The organism is Skermanella mucosa (assembly GCF_016765655.2).
Taxonomy (GTDB): domain Bacteria; phylum Pseudomonadota; class Alphaproteobacteria; order Azospirillales; family Azospirillaceae; genus Skermanella; species Skermanella mucosa.
Window position 1 is genome coordinate 5,266,406 of sequence record NZ_CP086106.1, and the last position, 16,147, is coordinate 5,282,552.

At 69.5% G+C, this 16,147-nt stretch carries 14 protein-coding genes and 1 pseudogene; 6 read left to right on the forward strand and 9 right to left on the reverse strand.

Annotation, left to right across the window (positions count from 1 at the left end; genetic code table 11):
* Positions 1–68: 68 nt before the first annotated feature.
* The 6 genes and pseudogenes from JL100_RS24420 to JL100_RS24445 form a co-directional block, all read right to left on the reverse strand.
* Entirely contained in the window at positions 69–2,138 is a 2,070-nt protein-coding gene (locus JL100_RS24420) for a TRAP transporter permease (RefSeq protein ID WP_202684137.1), read from the reverse strand.
* Between the two features lie 96 nt (positions 2,139–2,234).
* Complete coding sequence (locus JL100_RS24425) at positions 2,235–3,215, reverse strand: TAXI family TRAP transporter solute-binding subunit (protein WP_211113173.1); 981 nt, start codon at positions 3,213–3,215, stop codon at positions 2,235–2,237.
* A gap of 134 nt (positions 3,216–3,349) precedes the next feature.
* A complete protein-coding gene (locus JL100_RS24430) occupies positions 3,350–5,395 on the reverse strand; it encodes an NAD(+) synthase (RefSeq protein ID WP_202684139.1) in 2,046 nt (681 codons plus the stop codon).
* Between the two features lie 405 nt (positions 5,396–5,800).
* Entirely contained in the window at positions 5,801–6,874 is a 1,074-nt protein-coding gene (locus JL100_RS24435; RefSeq protein WP_228420881.1) for an IS701 family transposase, read from the reverse strand.
* Positions 6,875–6,891: 17 nt separating this feature from the next.
* Positions 6,892–7,257 (reverse strand): annotated as a pseudogene (locus JL100_RS36890) (hypothetical protein); the annotation flags it as partial.
* A 401-nt stretch (positions 7,258–7,658) separates the two neighbouring features.
* Positions 7,659–7,940 (reverse strand): hypothetical protein, encoded by a 282-nt coding sequence (locus JL100_RS24445; protein ID WP_202685820.1) that lies wholly within the window; start codon positions 7,938–7,940, stop codon positions 7,659–7,661.
* A 58-nt stretch (positions 7,941–7,998) separates the two neighbouring features.
* On the opposite strand from JL100_RS24445, the gene JL100_RS24450 reads away from it, so the two are divergent.
* Complete coding sequence (locus JL100_RS24450) at positions 7,999–9,360, forward strand: transposase (protein WP_228420883.1); 1,362 nt, start codon at positions 7,999–8,001, stop codon at positions 9,358–9,360.
* Between the two features lie 287 nt (positions 9,361–9,647).
* On the opposite strand, the gene JL100_RS24455 is transcribed toward JL100_RS24450, so the two are convergent.
* From JL100_RS24455 to JL100_RS24465, 3 genes are all read right to left on the reverse strand, one after another.
* Positions 9,648–10,196, reverse strand: coding sequence for a hypothetical protein (locus JL100_RS24455; protein WP_202680497.1), 549 nt, complete (start codon positions 10,194–10,196; stop codon positions 9,648–9,650).
* Positions 10,186–10,605: an RNA polymerase-binding protein DksA gene (gene dksA / locus JL100_RS24460; protein WP_158047149.1), complete on the reverse strand. Its 420-nt coding sequence runs from the start codon at positions 10,603–10,605 to the stop codon at positions 10,186–10,188. The genes JL100_RS24455 and dksA overlap by 11 nt, the downstream gene beginning before the upstream one ends.
* Before the next feature lie 137 nt (positions 10,606–10,742).
* Positions 10,743–11,168 (reverse strand): flagellar assembly protein FliX, encoded by a 426-nt coding sequence (locus JL100_RS24465; RefSeq protein WP_201074276.1) that lies wholly within the window; start codon positions 11,166–11,168, stop codon positions 10,743–10,745.
* A 234-nt stretch (positions 11,169–11,402) separates the two neighbouring features.
* Here JL100_RS24465 and JL100_RS24470 point away from each other — a divergent pair, with 234 nt between their 5' ends.
* The 5 genes from JL100_RS24470 to JL100_RS24490 all read left to right on the forward strand — a co-directional run bounded on the left by JL100_RS24470 (position 11,403) and on the right by JL100_RS24490 (position 16,065).
* A complete protein-coding gene (locus tag JL100_RS24470) occupies positions 11,403–12,575 on the forward strand; it encodes a flagellar basal body P-ring protein FlgI (RefSeq protein WP_202680498.1) in 1,173 nt (390 codons plus the stop codon).
* Complete coding sequence (locus tag JL100_RS24475; RefSeq protein WP_202680499.1) at positions 12,575–12,892, forward strand: rod-binding protein; 318 nt, start codon at positions 12,575–12,577, stop codon at positions 12,890–12,892. Before JL100_RS24470 ends, JL100_RS24475 begins: the two co-directional genes overlap by 1 nt.
* Positions 12,893–13,339, forward strand: coding sequence for a hypothetical protein (locus JL100_RS24480; protein ID WP_202680500.1), 447 nt, complete (start codon positions 12,893–12,895; stop codon positions 13,337–13,339).
* Positions 13,340–13,576: 237 nt separating this feature from the next.
* Positions 13,577–15,352 carry a flagellar hook-length control protein FliK gene (locus JL100_RS24485; protein ID WP_202680501.1) on the forward strand — a complete coding sequence of 592 codons (1,776 nt, stop codon included), beginning with the start codon at positions 13,577–13,579 and terminating at the stop codon, positions 15,350–15,352.
* Between the two features lie 20 nt (positions 15,353–15,372).
* Positions 15,373–16,065: a flagellar hook assembly protein FlgD gene (locus tag JL100_RS24490; protein ID WP_202680502.1), complete on the forward strand. Its 693-nt coding sequence runs from the start codon at positions 15,373–15,375 to the stop codon at positions 16,063–16,065.
* The last annotated feature ends 82 nt before the right edge of the window (positions 16,066–16,147 follow it).

Below are 16,147 nucleotides of genomic sequence, written 5' to 3' on the forward strand. Positions count from 1 at the left end.
AGAGGAGAACACTCGGACGGGGGCTTGGTTCGACAGGAACCGCAATGCTTCCCGAGCCTACCCGATGGTTAGGCCGCGGCGGGCGTCTCCGCCCGCCAAACCGTGATCTGGCGCACCAGCACCGGTGCCAGGAGAGCCAGGCCCGCGAGCGTGGAATAGAGTTCCGGCGCGACCAGCAGGATCGCCGCCAGGGCCAGCAGCACCCGTTCCCACATCCGGGCCGTGGTGAACATCCAGCCGGCCAGGGCAGCACCCAGGCAGGTGATGCCGACGATGCACCCGACGAAGGCGATGATGAAGTCGGTCCAGGTGAAGCCGGGGGCGACCAGCAGCAGCGAGGGCGAGAAGACGAAGACGAAGGGCACCAGCGCCTTGCCCAGCCCCAGGCGGAAGGCCGTGTTGCCGGTCTTGAACGGATCGGCGCCCGCCATGCCGGCGGCGGCATAGGCCGCCAGCGCCACCGGAGGCGTGATGTCGGCCAGCACGCCGTAGTAGAAGACGAAGAAATGGGCCACGATCGGCGCCACGCCGAGCAAACCCAGCGTCGGGGCGGCGATGGTCGCCATGATGATGTAGTTGGCCGTCGTCGGGATGCCGCAGCCCATCAGGATGCAGACGATGCCGGTCATGATCAGGGTGAACAGCAGGGTCAGCGTCTGCGGCGCCGTCCAGCCCGCCGGCAGGAACGCCCCGACCCAACCGGCCATCTCGCCGGCGGTGGAGGTGACGATGAAGGAGATCTTGAAGCCGACGCCGGTCAGGGTGACCACGCCGACGATGATCCCGACCGTCGCCGCGGCCGCTCCCACGGCCAGCGCGTACTTGGCGCCGTCGCGCAGATCGATCACCAGGTCCGGGATGCTCATGCGGTTGCGTGGGTTCAGCAATCCGACCGCGATGCACAGCGTGATGCCCCAGAAGGCCGCCAGGTACGGGGTGTAGCCGGCCAGCAGGATGCCGACCAGGACGATCAGCGGGATCACCGTCGGCCAGTCGCGCCTGAGCGCCGCCTTGACGTCCGGCATCTCGTCCGGGCGCAGGCCGCGCAGGCCGGTGCGCTTCGCCTCGAAATGGACTTGGATCAGCACGCCGAAGAAATGCATGAAGGCCGGGACGATCGCCGCGATGATGATCGTGGTGTAGGGCAGCCCCAGGAACTCGATCATCAGGAAGGCGGCGGCCCCCATGATCGGCGGGGTGATCTGGCCGCCGGTGGACGCGGTCGCCTCGACGGCACCGGCGAAATGCGGCTTGTAGCCCAGCCGGATCATCGCCGGGATGGTCAGGGAGCCGACGGTGACCGTGTTGGCGACCGACGAGCCGGAAATCATGCCGAACAGGGCGGAACCGAAGATCGACACCTTGGCCGGGCCGCCGGCATAGCGTCCCGCGACCCACGCGGCGCAGTCGAGGAAAAGCTGGCCCAGGCCGATGCGGGTGGCAAGCACGCCGAACAGCACGAAATGGAAGACGTAGGTCGCGACCACGCCCAGCGCTATGCCGTAGATGCCCTGGGTGGTCAGGTACAGGTGGTCGACGAGCTGGGAAAAGCTGGCACCGGGATGGACCAGGATGCCGGGCATCGAGGGTCCCCAGATCGCATAGCCCATGAACAGCGACGCTATGATCGGCAAGGGCCAGCCGACCGAGCGGCGGGTCGCCTCCAGCAGGACGACGATCAGGAGTCCGCCCAGCACCACGTCGGTCGTGGTCGGGTTGCCGACCCGGAAGGCCAGGTCGTCCAGGGGAATCAGCGGAACGTGCAGCACGGCGACGACGGCACCGATGGCGAGCGCCCAATCCGGCAGCGAGATGCCGAGCGGCCGCAGGACCGTGCCGCGGGCCGGCTGGTCGTAGCCCCGCTTGGAGAGCGGGAAGACCAGGAACACCAGTCCCAGCACGAAGGAGAGATGGATGCCGCGGTGGGCCATCTCCGACAGCAGCCCGAAGCCCGCCGTGTAATAGTGGAACAGCGACAGCGCCACGAGAAGCCCGCCGACCAGCCAGCCGGCGGCGGGCGCCAGCGGCCGGAAGCGGATCTCGCTGTCGAATTTCTCCTCAAGCTCCTTCGCCTTTTCCGGGTCGAGTTCGAGCGAGGACTTGGTGAGGTGCGGCTGTTCGCGCGACGGGTCGCTCATCGGTATTCCAGAATCATGATTTCGACAGGATCCCAACAGGACGGACCCCCGCCCTCCCCCTACGAGAGTGAGGGCGAGGGCGGGGGTCCGGGGCGGCTACTGCTTCAGCACGCCCTTCTCGCGGTAGAACTTCTCGGCACCCGGATGCAGCGGGATCGCGATGCCGCTGGTCGCATTCTCCAGGGTGATCAGCTTGCCCTTGGCATGACCGGCGTCCAGGGCCGCGCGGGCGCTGTCGCTCCACATCGCCTTGACGATGTTGTAGACCAGCTCTTCCGGCTGCTTGGCGCTGGTGACCCACTGGGCGTTGACCGAGATGGTCTGGGTTTCCGGGACGTCGCGGTAGGTCCCGGCGGGTACCGTGTCCTTGGAGAAGAACTGGTACTCGGACAGCAGCTTGTCGGCCTGCGGGCCGGCGATCGGCACCAGGGTGATCCCGCTGGAGGTCGCCAGCTCGGAAATGGCGCCGGTCGGGTAGCCGCCGACGAAGAAATAGGCGTCCAGCGCGCCGTCGCGGAGGCGATCGCCCGCCGGACCCGGCTTGAGATATTCGGCCTTCACGTCCTTCTCGGTCAGCCCGTAGGCGCCGAGCACGATCCGCGCGTCGACCAGCGTGCCCGAACCGGGCTCGTCCAGCGACACCCGCTTGCCCTTGAGGTCCGCGACCGACTTGATGCCGGAATCCTTGGTCGCGACGAGGTGGATCGTCTCGGGATACAGGGTGGCGATGGCGCGCAGGTTCTCGATCTTGCCCTTGCCTTCGAACAGGCCGGTGCCGGTATAGGCCCAGTAGGCCACGTCGGACTGCGAGAAGCCCGACTCGAGCGAGCCGCCGTTGACGGCGCTGATGTTGGCGACGGAGCCGTTGGACGACACGGCGGTCGCCACCAGCCCGGGCACGCCGCCGCCGGTCGCCGAGATCGTGTTGGCGATCAGGCCGCCCACGGGATAATAGGTGCCCGCGGTGCCGCCCGTCCCGATGCGGAAGAAGGCCGGCGCCTGGGCCATGGCGACGGTGGTGCCGAGCGCGATGGCTCCGAGCATCGCCCCGATCGCCAGACGGCTTTTTCTTGTCATGAAGCTCACGGCAGTCCCCTCTCAATATGCAGTCCTGTCGGACTGTCTACCATTGGCCGATATGCCGGGGGATCATGGCGGTTGCCGTTGAGATTGTCACCATATCGGATCGTTGGCGGGACCGGGCGTTCAGCTTATGACCGGGGAACGTTGCGCTCCAGGTCGTCGAGCCAGGTGCGGGCGGTCGAGTCCGAAGGCGCCCGCCAGTCGCCGCGCGGCGACAGCGACCCGCCGCCGCTCACCTTGGGTCCGTTGGGCATGGCCGACCGCTTGAACTGGCTGAAGCCGAAGAAACGGCGGATGAAGACCTCCAGCCATTGCCGGATCTGCGGCAGTTCGTAGCTGCGCCGCCGCTCCGGCGGGAAGCCCGGGGGCCACGCGCCCCGCTCCGTGTCGCTCCAGGCATGCAGGGCCAGGAAGGCGATCTTGGCCGGCCGGTAGCCGAAGCGAAGCGTGTAGTACAGGTTGAAGTCCTGAAGCTCGTAGGGACCGACCTTGGCCTCGGTGCTTTGCGGCGTCTGGCCGGGCTCGACCGGCACCAGCTCGGGCGAGATCTCGGTGCCGAGAATGGCGTCCAGGGTCTCGGACACGTCCGACTCGAACTGGCCGGACGCGCTGACCCAGCGGATCAGGTGTTGGATCAGGGTCTTGGGCACGCCGGAATTGACATTGTAGTGCGCCATCTGGTCGCCGACGCCGTAGGTGCACCAGCCCAGCGCCAGCTCCGACAGGTCGCCGGTGCCGACCACGATGCCGTTGTTCTGGTTGGCCAGCCGGAACAGGTAGTCGGTCCGCAGGCCCGCCTGGACGTTCTCGAAGGTCACGTCGTAGACCGGCTCGCCGCCGGCGAACGGGTGCTTCATGTCGGACAGCATCTGCCGGGCCGCCGGGCGGATGTCCAGCTCGCGCCAGGTGACGCCGAGCGACTCCATCAGCCGGACCGCGTTGCCCTTGGTGTGGTCGCTGGTCGCGAAGCCCGGCATCGTGTAGGCCAGGATGCCGGACCGCGGCAGCCCGAGCCGGTCCATGGCGCGGGCCACCACGATCAGGGCGTGGGTCGAATCGAGGCCGCCGGACACACCGATCACCGGATGCTCGCAGCCGATCGCGCGAAGCCGCTGGACCAGCCCGGCGACCTGGATGTTGTAGGCCTCGTAGCAGTCCTGCTCCAGCCGCGCCGGGTCGGCCGGCACGAAGGGGAAGCGCTCGACCCGCCGCTCCAGGCCGATATCGGCCGAGGGCGGGTCCAACCGGAAACGGACCGTGCGGAAGTCGGCGGCGATGACGTCCTGGTAGCGGCGGTTGTCGTCGAAGCTGCCCATCCGGATCCGCTCCTGGCGGATGCGGTCCAGGTCGATGTCGGCCACGGCGATCTGGTCGCCGGTCGGGAAGCGGCCGGTCTCGGTCAAAACGGCGCCGTTCTCGTAGATCGAGGTCTGGCCGTCCCAGGCGAGGTCGGTGGTCGATTCGCCCGCCCCCGCGGCGGAATAGAGATAGGCCGCGATGCACCGCTCCGACTGGGACTGGCACAGCAGGCGGCGGGTGTCGGCCTTGCCGATCGTGATGTTGCTGGCCGACAGGTTGGCCAGCACGGTGGCCCCGGCCAGGGCGCCCGCGGAGCTGGGCGGCACCGGCACCCACAGGTCCTCGCAGACCTCCACGTGTACGGTGAAACCTTGCAGGTCCTCTGCGGTGAACAGCAGGTCGGGGCCGAACGGCACGTTCTGCCCGGCGACCCGGATCTCGCCGCCGCCGGTGCCAGCGCCCGACGCGAAATAGCGCTTCTCGTAGAATTCGCGGTAATTGGGCAGGTGGATCTTGGGGACGACGCCCAGCAGGCGGCCGCGATGGATCGCCAACCCGCAGTTGTAGACGCGCCCGGCGTGGCGCAGCGGCGCCCCGACCAGCAGGAGCGGCAGCAAGTCCTTGGACCCGGCGACCACGGTTTCGACCGCGCGCTCGACCGCGTCCAGGAGGGAGTCCTGATGGAACAGGTCGTCGATCGCGTAGCCGGACAGCGCAAGTTCCGGGAACAGCGCCAGCGCCGCCGAGCGGTCATGGCAGGTCCGGGCGACGCGCAGGACGGCTTCGGCATTTCCGGCGGGATCGGCCAGCGAGCAACGCATGGTGCAGGAGGCGACGCGCGCAAAGCCGTGCTGATAAATCGATCGGAACGTCATGTAAGCTTCCGGGCAGCGAAACGGGATGGATCAATGATCCAACACCAACAGTCTAGAGGATGATTCGTCGGCCGGCGAACCCCATGAAGTTCAACCCGCCAAGTTCGACCCGCGAAGTTTGGCGGGGGAATCCTCCGATGGCTCGGCGGGAACGGATGGTTCCCCACTTCATGTTTTTCGATGCGTTGGGCGGCTGCCCAACCCAAGGTTTTACGCAGGGCAGGGGTGATGAAGGCCGTCAATCTTAGGTTGGGCCGTGGCCCAACGCATGGCGACGAGTGGAGCGGGTCAACCCGGTCGGAAATTGCTGTAGCGCGCCGGAGCGGCGGAACCGTCATGATATGTCATCTCGACTTTGGCCATCCTAAATGGGACTACGAGCGGCTTCGGATTGGTTTTGATAGGTCAGGGGGCATAAGCGGCGGCCTGGACGAGCCTGACGTAGACGGTGCGAGGAATTTGGACGGTTTCGCCGGGATCCAGGGCTGTGACGAAATTCAGGTCGGTCCACAGGGCGATGCGTACGGCAGCCAGGGCGTCGGCGAAGGTCGGGGCGGTCTTGGGGTACCAGGCCGCCCGGCGCGGGGTCAGGTCGAGTTGGCCGGCGAAGGCCTGGACATGGAGCGCGACCAGCGAGTACAGGCCGAACAGCACCGGGGTGGTGCGGAACACCGCCTTGTCGGCGTGCTGGCGCTGGGTCTCGACGCCGAGGTGGGCGCGCGCCTCTTCATAGGTGAGTTCCATCAGCCAGCGCCTGGAGAACCAGCCGAGGATGACCAGCGGGTCGGCCGTCAAGTCGGTGCACGCCAACGCGTCGGGGTCGCGCTTGGACCCGGGATAGCGCACCAGGATCCAGCGGACCGCGACCGGCGGCTCCCCCGGGTGGTGCCACAGCGCGGTGCCGGAGATGAACTCCGCCTCCCGCGCGTGGCGACGCCCGGTGCGGACCAGCAGGGCGAAGCGCTGCCAGGGCTCGCCCGCGTCGTGCCGCCGCTTGGCCAGCTTGGTTTGGGCCTTGCCCTTGGTGGCGGGCCGACCGCCCCGGCCGGGCGGGCGCGGGGCCGGGAAGTCGAACAGCCGGGCGTCCAGGCGGAGCCGGGTCACCACGGTCATTGCGCGGCCCAACTCGCGCAGCAGGCCGACCGAGGCGAACTCGCCGTCCATCACCGCGACCATGGCGCGCCCCGGCAGCCAGCGCCGCACCAGGCGCAGCAGGCTGAGCGCCCACGCCGTGACCGGCCGGTATCGCCGGCCCTCGGCCTGGCAGAAGGCTTGGCTCGGCGCCAGCGCGCTGAGCATCGGCAGCGCCCAGACCTTGCGGGCGAACGGCACCTCGGCCAGCAGCATGGCCGAGACCCAGCGCAGGCCGCGGCTGGTGACCTTGCGCCCGCGCGAGGAGCGCACCGGGTCGTAGTAGTGTGCCGCCGGCCGGACCCGGGACCGCGCGCGGCGCTCCAGGGTGTGGTCGAGCCCGACCACCACCGGGCCGAGCGGGCGAACACGCGCACCAGCGCCCGGGTGAGCCGCCGGGCCAGCGCCAGCCCGGACCACACGTCGCGGCTGAGCACCCGGTGGAAGGTGGCGAAATCGGCCCGTCCGGCCAGGCCGAGCGCGCGTAGCGCGCCGGCCACGGTGCGCGGGCCAAGCGCCAGCAGGGCGCCGACCGCCAGCGCGGCGGCCTGGGGCCGGCAGGTCGGCGAGAACACAGCGAGCGCCGGGGCGAGCCAGCGGCAGAACGCCTCGGGCAGCGGCGGGTCAGGGCGGTCCATGGTCCCCTCCGGGCGGTTGGAGTGTTGGACCCAACAGTCCCGCCCCGCGGAGATCGCCATGGCCGCCAAGACCGACCCCGTGCTCCAGCGCATCCACGCCCACCCCTGGCCGCAAGGTGGCGTCCGCGCCCGGCGCGCCGGTCACGGCTACTCGCTGGTCAGCACCCGCACCGGCGCGCCGGTCGCCCGCCTGTGCCCGACCGGCGAGGACGACGAGGTCGAGTCCTCTGGTGGCGACGCGACGCCTGGGGACCCGCCGGTCCCTTCGGCGCCATCATGCCCCTTGATGACGCCCTCGACTTCATCGCCGAGGAACCCTTCTTCTGGATCAGGGCCTGATCAAAGTCCCATTTAGGATGGCCAAAGTCGAGGTCATCATTCGCGGGTTCTGCAGAGGGTGGCAAGCCATGAGAAGGGCAATGGCGACGACATCCGCAGGGCGGAATCGTAATCCTATGTCATCTCGACTTTGGCCATCCTAAATGGGACTTTGATCAGGCCCTGATCCAGAAGAAGGGTTCCTCGGCGATGAAGTCGAGGGCGTCATCAAGGGGCATGATGGCGCCGAAGGGACCGGCGGGTCCCCAGGCGTCGCGTCGCCACCAGAGGACCTCGACCTCGTCGTCCTCGCCGGTCGGGCACAGGCGGGCGACCGGCGCGCCGGTGCGGGTGCTGACCAGCGAGTAGCCGTGACCGGCGCGCCGGGCGCGGACGCCACCTTGCGGCCAGGGGTGGGCGTGGATGCGCTGGAGCACGGGGTCGGTCTTGGCGGCCATGGCGATCTCCGCGGGGCGGGACTGTTGGGTCCAACACTCCAACCGCCCGGAGGGGACCATGGACCGCCCTGACCCGCCGCTGCCCGAGGCGTTCTGCCGCTGGCTCGCCCCGGCGCTCGCTGTGTTCTCGCCGACCTGCCGGCCCCAGGCCGCCGCGCTGGCGGTCGGCGCCCTGCTGGCGCTTGGCCCGCGCACCGTGGCCGGCGCGCTACGCGCGCTCGGCCTGGCCGGACGGGCCGATTTCGCCACCTTCCACCGGGTGCTCAGCCGCGACGTGTGGTCCGGGCTGGCGCTGGCCCGGCGGCTCACCCGGGCGCTGGTGCGCGTGTTCGCCCTGCTCGGCCCGGTGGTGGTCGGGCTCGACCACACCCTGGAGCGCCGGCGCGGTCCCCGGGTCCGGCCGGCGGCACACTACTACGACCCGGTGCGCTCCTCGCGGGCGCAAGGTCACCAGCCGCGGCCTGCGCTGGGTCTCGGCCATGCTGCTGGCCGAGGTGCCGTTCGCCCGCAAGGTCTGGGCGCTGCCGATGCTCAGCGCGCTGGCGCCGAGCCAAGCCTTCTGCCAGGCCGAGGGCCGGCGATACCGGCCGGTCACGGCGTGGGCGCTCAGCCTGCTGCGCCTGGTGCGGCGCTGGCTGCCGGGGCGCGCCATGGTCGCGGTGATGGACGGCGAGTTCGCCTCGGTCGGCCTGCTGCGCGAGTTGGGCCGCGCAATGACCGTGGTGACCCGGCTCCGCCTGGACGCCCGGCTGTTCGACTTCCGGCCCCGCGCCCGCCCGGCCGGGGCGGTCGGCCCGCCACCAAGGGCAAGGCCCAAACCAAGCTGGCCAAGCGGCGGCACGACGCGGGCGAGCCCTGGCAGCGCTTCGCCCTGCTGGTCCGCACCGGGCGTCGCCACGCGCGGGAGGCGGAGTTCATCTCCGGCACCGCGCTGTGGCACCACCCGGGGGAGCCGCCGGTCGCGGTCCGCTGGATCCTGGTGCGCTATCCCGGGTCCAAGCGCGACCCCGACGCGTTGGCGTGCACCGACTTGACGGCCGACCCGCTGGTCATCCTCGGCTGGTTCTCCAGGCGCTGGCTGATGGAACTCACCTATGAAGAGGCGCGCGCCCACCTCGGCGTCGAGACCCAGCGCCAGCACGCCGACAAGGCGGTGTTCCGCACCACCCCGGTGCTGTTCGGCCTGTACTCGCTGGTCGCGCTCCATGTCCAGGCCTTCGCCGGCCAACTCGACCTGACCCCGCGCCGGGCGGCCTGGTACCCCAAGACCGCCCCGACCTTCGCCGACGCCCTGGCTGCCGTACGCATCGCCCTGTGGACCGACCTGAATTTCGTCACAGCCCTGGATCCCGGCGAAACCGTCCAAATTCCTCGCACCGTCTACGTCAGGCTCGTCCAGGCCGCCGCTTATGCCCCCTGACCTATCAAAACCAATCCGAAGCCGCTCGTAGTCCCATTTAGGATGGCCAAAGTCGAGGTCATCATTTTCCCAGTCTCAATCCAGGTTTCACTCCACTGTGACCGATCAGGTCGATCCGCCCGGGGGAGCCGGACCGATGCGTTGGGCCACGGCCCAACCTACGATCAACGGCTCCCATCACCTTCGCCCTGCATCAAACCGTAGCTTGGACCGTGGCCCGACGCATCGCGGCGAGTGGAACGGCAGGCTGCATGGACCGGAGCGGTTCGACCTGGTCGGAAGCCGCTCTAACGCTGGTCGCGCCGCCACTGCTCCCCGAAGTCGGCGGCGAGCTGGCGCAGGCCGGCGGCGACCGCGCCGGCATGGCTGCCGCGCGGCGTGCTCAGCAGCATGCCGCGGTCCCAGTAGAGCACCTGGACCGTCTTGCGCTGCTGGGTCGAGGGGAGCGTCAGGGTATGCGCCGACTGGGCCTTCAGGCTCAGCCAGGTCACGCACAGGGACGAGCTGTCCCGCAGCGTCGCGATGGTCGGGATCAGGTAGACGCCCGGAGTCACCGTGGTGAAGGGCTGGGCCTGGGACAGCAGTTCGGTCCGCAGGCCGGCGGACTGGACGGTGAGCTGGATCGACTCGTTGACCAGCTGCTCGGTCAGGCCGCATTCGGCGTTGGCGGCGCTGGAGGCCAGGTCGACCGGCATCACCACGGCCATGTTGACGCCTTCCAGCACGGCGCTCTCGCGCCCCTGACCGGGCACCTGGGCCAAAGCCGGCGGGCACGAGGCGGCGGCGAGCGCCAGGACGCAGGCGACGAGACGGAGGGCCGGGCGGCTAATCGTCACGGTGAGTACGTTCCAGCCGTTCATGCCTTTCCTGGGCTTCGAGGCTCAGCGTCGCGATGGGACGCGCCTCCAGCCGCCGGATGCTGATCGGCTCCCCGGTCTCCTCGCAGTAGCCGTAGCTCCCGTCCTCGATGCGCTCCAGCGCCGCGTCGATCTTGGAGATCAGCTTGCGCTCGCGGTCGCGGGTCCGCAGCTCAAGCGAACGGTCGGTTTCGAGCGAGGCCCGGTCGGCGATGTCGGCTTCTTGAAGCCCGCCTTCCTGTAGGCTTTGCAGCGTCTCCTCCGACTCGTGGAGGAGCTCCGAACGCCACTTCAGCAGCTTCCGACGGAAATACTCCGTCATCTGGGGGTTCATGAAAGGCTCGTCCTCGGACGGCCTATAGTCAGGCGGCGGAAACGGTGACGACATCCTCTAACACCCAAACCGGATGGCTGCCGAAACGGCGCGGAGTATATGGATCGGCAAGCCCCACCGCAACCATCGCGGATGGGCTTCTCGACCGGATACAAGCCTTTGGAAAAATGGCGAAATCCTGGGGGGATGAGCTACCCTCTGGGCGACAGCTTGGCAAGCTCGACCTGCGCCCTAAGGTCGATTTCGTCCAGAATCTCCACGAGACGGGGATCATCGACTTCCGCGCGGTGACTTTGGGCCACCTGCTGAAGGGCATTGAGTTTCGACTCCGGCAGGCCGCCGGACAGCAGGGCGTGCCTGATCTCGTCCAGCCGGTCCAGCAGCTCCTCCGCCCGGGCCTTCGCCTTGGACGGGCCGCTGGTCGAATCCTCCACCTCCTGTAGGTTGAGGAGCGGGTTGATCGCACCGGCCGCCTGGGCACCGTTGACGCCCGAAGCCGCCGCGTCGTCGGTGCCGTGCAGGGCCCGGGCGAAGGCGCTCGCCAGGCTGCCGTCGGAACGGCCGGTGCGTTTTGCCGCACCGCTGTTGCGCAGGGAACCGGGACCTTCGACTTTCATGGCACAAGATGCTCCAATACCGATTTCAGAGAGTGGTCAGATCTACCTTAATACCCGGTTAACGGGCGTAGCTTGATCACAGGGCGGGAGGGCGGCAGGAATTGCCGGGGTAGACCGGCACTCCTTGCCGCACGGCCGATCCCGGCCGGACGCCCTCCGGTGGCGGCGCGGGTTTCCGGAGACTGGCACGCAATTCGCTAGGGAGAGGGACGACAGTAGAGGAGCCGACCCGCCATGACACCGTTCCCCCTCCGAGACGCCGCGACTCGGACGCCGCTCCGGACCCGCTTCCGGAATGCCGTCCGGGCCATCCTGGCATTGGGCATCGCGGCGGTGGTCGTGGCGGGCGCCGGCCCGGCCCAGGCCAGCTCGCGCATCAAGGACATCGTCGATGTCGAGGGGGTGCGCGAGAACATGCTGATCGGCTACGGCCTGGTGGTCGGGCTGAACGGCACCGGCGACAGCCTGAACAACTCGCCCTTCACCGAGCAGAGCCTGATCGGCATGCTGGAGCGGCTGGGCGTCAACACCCGCGGCCAGTCCATGAAGACCCGCAACGTCGCCGCGGTGATGGTGACCGGCACCTTGCCCGCCTTCGCGGCCCAGGGCAGCCGGATCGACGCCGTCGTGTCGGCGCTGGGCGATGCCAAGAGCCTGCTCGGCGGGACCCTGCTGGTCACCCCGATGCTGGGCGCCGACGGCGAGGTCTATGCGGTGGCCCAGGGGCCGCTGGCGGTCAGCGGCTTCAGCGCGGCCGGCCAGGGCGCCTCGGTGACCCGCGGCGTGCCGACCTCCGGCAGGATCTCCGCCGGGGCCATCGTCGAGCGCGAGATCGAGTTCTCCCTGGCGGAACTGCCGGTCCTGCGGCTGTCGCTGCGCAACCCCGACTTCACCACCGCGCAGCGCGTCGCCCAGGCGATCAACGGCGTGTACGGGGCGAACACGGCGCGGGCGACCGACCCGTCCGCCGTCGTCGTGACCGTGCCCCAGATGCGGCGCGGCGACATCGTGGGCCTGATGACGGAGATCGAACAGCTCCGCGTCACCCCCGACCAGCCGGCCCGCGTCGTGATCGACGAGAAGTCGGGCGTGATCGTGATGGGCGAGAACGTCCGGATCAGCACGGTGGCGATCGCCCAGGGCAACCTGACCATCCGCATCACGGAGAACCCGCAGGTGTCCCAGCCCAACCCGCTGGCCGGCGGCCAGACCGTGGTGACCCCGCAGACCAACATCCAGGTCGACGAGCAGTCGAACAATCGGCTGGCGATCATGTCCAACGGCGTCAGCCTGCAGGAACTGGTCGAGAGCCTGAACGCGCTGGGCATCGGCCCGCGCGACATGATCAGCATCCTGCAGTCGATCAAGGCGGCCGGCGCGCTGCAGGCCGAAATCGAGGTGATGTGATGGACGGCACCCTGACTCCTCCGGCGCTCGCCTCCGCGGGCCTCGCCAACCAGGCGCCCCCGGCCCGTCCCCGGGCCGGAGCGGACGACAAGGCGGTCGCGAAGGCGGCCGGCGAGTTCGAGGCGCAGTTCGTGTCCCAGATGCTGAGCCAGATGTGGCAGGGCATCGAGACCGACGGTTATTTCGGCGGCGGCAACGGCGAGGAGATGTTCCGAGGCCTGATGATCAACGAGTACGGCAAGATGATCACCCAGAGCGGCCAGCTCGGCATCGCCGACCAGGTGAAGCAGGCCATGCTGAAGATGCAGGAGGTTTGAATGATGGAGGCATCAACCGCGGTCGCACAGACCTGCGAGACGATGGAAGCCTACGCCGCCCTGCTGGAGCGGGAGACGGAGGCGGTCAAGGCCAGCCGGCTGGAGGAGGTCGCCGGGCTGGGCGACGCCAAGACCGCGCTGGCCGGCAGGCTGGACCACCAGCTGAAGGTGCTTCGCCACAACAAGGCGGTGGTGGCGGGAGTGGACTTGACGCTCCGGCAACGGCTGGAGGCGCTGTGGAACCGCCTGAACGGGATCGCCGAGGCCAACCTGGCGGCCCTGAAGACCGCCGAGGAGGCCACCAAGCGGGTGATCGACATGGTCGTCGACGTGACCAAGCAGAACCGGCAGCAGCATTCCGTCGCCGGCTACGGCAAGCCGAGCGCCCGCTACCCCACCGGCAGGGCGCCCCAGGCGCTCTCGGTCGCCGTCAACACGACGCTGTGAACGGTCCCGGGGACCCTTCACCTTCCGGGAAGGCGGGCGGGACGCCGGGCGGTGTCCCGCCCGCCTTTTTTCCCACCGCTGGCGCAACCGGGAACGCCCTGCCGGGTACCGGGCAAAATCTTCCCGACACGGCCTGGACCGCAATTTCCTACCTTCTATAAAACTCAATAAATTCAGGTATTTAGAGGTTGGCCCGCGGTTTGCTTCACATGATCCCGTACAGCCAGCGAGGATGCCGTGGAGATCACCCAAACCATAACGATGCCCCAGGCGGCATCAACCGGGAGCGCCGGCGCAGCCGCTGCGGCCCCCACGGCCGGCGGGACCGCGGACGGCGGCTTCCTCGCGCTGGTCGCCAATCTCATGACCCCCCAGCCCTTCGCCCAGCAGGCTTCCGCCGAACCCGCGACGATGGAGGATGCCGACGCGGCCGAACAGGATGCCGGCGCCCTGCCGGACGGCCTGCTGAGCCTGATCGCGCCCGGCCTGTTCTCCAACCTGATGGTGCCGCAGCAGCAGCCGGTCGAGACCGGCCCCGCGGCCGGCGGCCTCTCCGCCGACGCCGGTGCCCCGGTACCCCCGGCCGATGCGTCCGACGCCGATCCGCTGCCGCCCGCCCTGCCCGGCATGTTCCCGATGCCGCCGGCCCAGCGCCCCGAGCTGCCCGTCAAGGGCATGGCGCCGCAAGCGGGCCAGGACGCCGACGAGGATGCCGCGGCGGCGGATGCCGATGCCCAGGACGGCGACGCGCCGCTGGACGAGGAAGTCCTGGCGAAGCTGGTCGACGAGGGCAAGGCCAGGCTTCAGGCCGCAGCCCGTCCCGCGGCGCAGTCCAAGGCGCAGGGGGAAGCCGCGCAGCCGAAGCCGGAGCAGGAAGCCGGCATCGCCGCGCGCCGTGATCCGGAGGATCCGGTGGTGGTCCAGGTGTCCCGCGATCCGGCGGCGCGCGAGTCCGCCGCGCAGCAGCCGGCGAAGGCGGAGCGCCAGCCGGAAACGGTGGCGCCGACCATCCGCGAAACCGCCGTCCAACAGCCGCAGCCTGAGCGCCAGCCGGTCGCCGCCTCCCCTGCCGCCCCGGTCGCGAACCGCCTGGAGACCGCCGAAGCTCCGGCTGAGGGCGCCACGACGGACGGAGCCGCGCTCGCCGCCGCGACCGCATCGGAAGATCCGGCCGGAGGCGACCCGATGTCCGAAGAGGCGGACCAGGAGGACAGCCACGGCAGCCGGCAGGCGGCGCGCCAGGCCGACCGTCACGAGCGTGCCGCCCTGCGGCAGGCCGGCGACGCTGCCGACGCCGAGACCTCCCGTCCCGATGACGCCGGGACGGAGGATACCGCGTCGGCCCGCCCGGCCGGCGGTCCCGCGGCGGCTCCGGCCGAAGGTGGTCCCGCGGTCAGGGAGCGCGGCGCCAAGGAGGCCGTCAGCTTCGAGGATGCGCTGGCCACGGCGGGCAACGGCAATGCCGTGCCGGTGGAGCCGGAAGCCGACCCCGCCCCGGCGGTGCAGGCCTCCGCACCCGGCCCGGCCGACACCGAGGCGGCGGACCGCACCACCCCCGGCCATCCCCGGAGCCCGATGCCCCATACTCCGGCCGAGCAGGTCTCGGTCCAGATCGGCAAGGCGGCAGCCGGCCGGATCGACCAGATGGTCATCAACCTGAAGCCGGTCGATCTGGGCGATGTCGAGGTCAAGCTGGACTTCGGCGCCGACGGCCGGGTGCAGGCCTCGATCCGGGCAGAACGTCCGGAGACCCTGGAAATGCTCCAGAAGGACCAGCGCACGCTGGAGCGCGCCCTGGCCGACGCCGGGCTGCGGACCGACGCGGGCAGCCTGAGCTTCGACCTGAAGGGACAGGGCGGCAACCAGCGCCAGTTCGCCGGCTACACCCAGCCGGCCGACCGCCGAGGCCGGAATTTCGGCGGGATCGAGGAAGATCTCAGTTTAGCGGCCGCCACCGCGACCCAGTACAAGCCCGGCGGCGCCAGCCGCAGCCGTCTCGACATCCGCATCTGAGCGCGAGCAGGAGAACGACCATGACGACGATCAACGGCACCGCCCAGACCGCGGCCCAGACGACCGCCGCGGCCACCACGAAGACCGAGGCGTCCCGCGCCAAGCTGACCCAGGACTATGACAGCTTCCTCAAGCTGCTGACCACCCAGATGCAGAACCAGGACCCGCTGTCTCCGATGGAATCGACCGAGTTCACCAACCAGCTGGTGCAGTTCAGCCAGGTCGAGCAGCAGATCAGCCAGAACGACAAGCTGGAAAAGCTGCTGACCATGCAGACCAACAACCAGACCCAGGCGTCGCTCGGGTTCATCGGACTCGACGTCGAGGCCAGCGGCAACGCCTTCACGTTCGATGGAAGCTCGGCCAGGATGTCCTACACCCTGCCGGAGGCCTCGACCTCCACGGCGATCCAGATCAAGAACGAGAAGGGCGTCGTGGTCCGGACCTTCGACGGGTCGCGCTCGGCCAACCGCCAGGAGCTGACCTGGGACGGCAAGAAGAACGACGGGTCCGCAGCGCCGGCCGGAAACTACACCCTCTCGGTGGTGGCACCCAACGCCGACGGCAAAATGCTCACCGCCAAGACCTCCGTCTACGGCCGCGTCTCCGGCATCGAGTCGGGCAACGGCAACACCACCCTGCTGATGGGCAACGTGCCGATCAGGATGGAGGACGTCGTTTCCGCCCGCCAGCCGACCGCGGCGGCCGCCTGATCCACCACACCCACAGCCCTTCGACCGATCCCATCCCTTCCGGCCTCCGCCCAGGCGTAGCAGGCCGCAGCAAAGACCAAGG

What these genes read in the sequence shown, in the direction of transcription:
- JL100_RS24470 (WP_202680498.1), top strand. Translation starts at nt 11,403, where the DNA reads ATGACACCGTTCCCCCTCCGAGACGCCGCGACTCGGACGCCGCTCCGG.
- JL100_RS24465 (WP_201074276.1), bottom strand. Translation starts at nt 11,168, where the DNA reads ATGAAAGTCGAAGGTCCCGGTTCCCTGCGCAACAGCGGTGCGGCAAAA.
- JL100_RS24430 (WP_202684139.1), bottom strand. Translation starts at nt 5,395, where the DNA reads ATGACGTTCCGATCGATTTATCAGCACGGCTTTGCGCGCGTCGCCTCC.
- JL100_RS24425 (WP_211113173.1), bottom strand. Translation starts at nt 3,215, where the DNA reads ATGACAAGAAAAAGCCGTCTGGCGATCGGGGCGATGCTCGGAGCCATC.
- JL100_RS24450 (WP_228420883.1), top strand. Translation starts at nt 7,999, where the DNA reads ATGGACCGCCCTGACCCGCCGCTGCCCGAGGCGTTCTGCCGCTGGCTC.
- JL100_RS24420 (WP_202684137.1), bottom strand. Translation starts at nt 2,138, where the DNA reads ATGAGCGACCCGTCGCGCGAACAGCCGCACCTCACCAAGTCCTCGCTC.
- JL100_RS24490 (WP_202680502.1), top strand. Translation starts at nt 15,373, where the DNA reads ATGACGACGATCAACGGCACCGCCCAGACCGCGGCCCAGACGACCGCC.
- JL100_RS24480 (WP_202680500.1), top strand. Translation starts at nt 12,893, where the DNA reads ATGATGGAGGCATCAACCGCGGTCGCACAGACCTGCGAGACGATGGAA.
- JL100_RS24445 (WP_202685820.1), bottom strand. Translation starts at nt 7,940, where the DNA reads ATGGCCGCCAAGACCGACCCCGTGCTCCAGCGCATCCACGCCCACCCC.
- dksA (WP_158047149.1), bottom strand. Translation starts at nt 10,605, where the DNA reads ATGTCGTCACCGTTTCCGCCGCCTGACTATAGGCCGTCCGAGGACGAG.
- JL100_RS24475 (WP_202680499.1), top strand. Translation starts at nt 12,575, where the DNA reads ATGGACGGCACCCTGACTCCTCCGGCGCTCGCCTCCGCGGGCCTCGCC.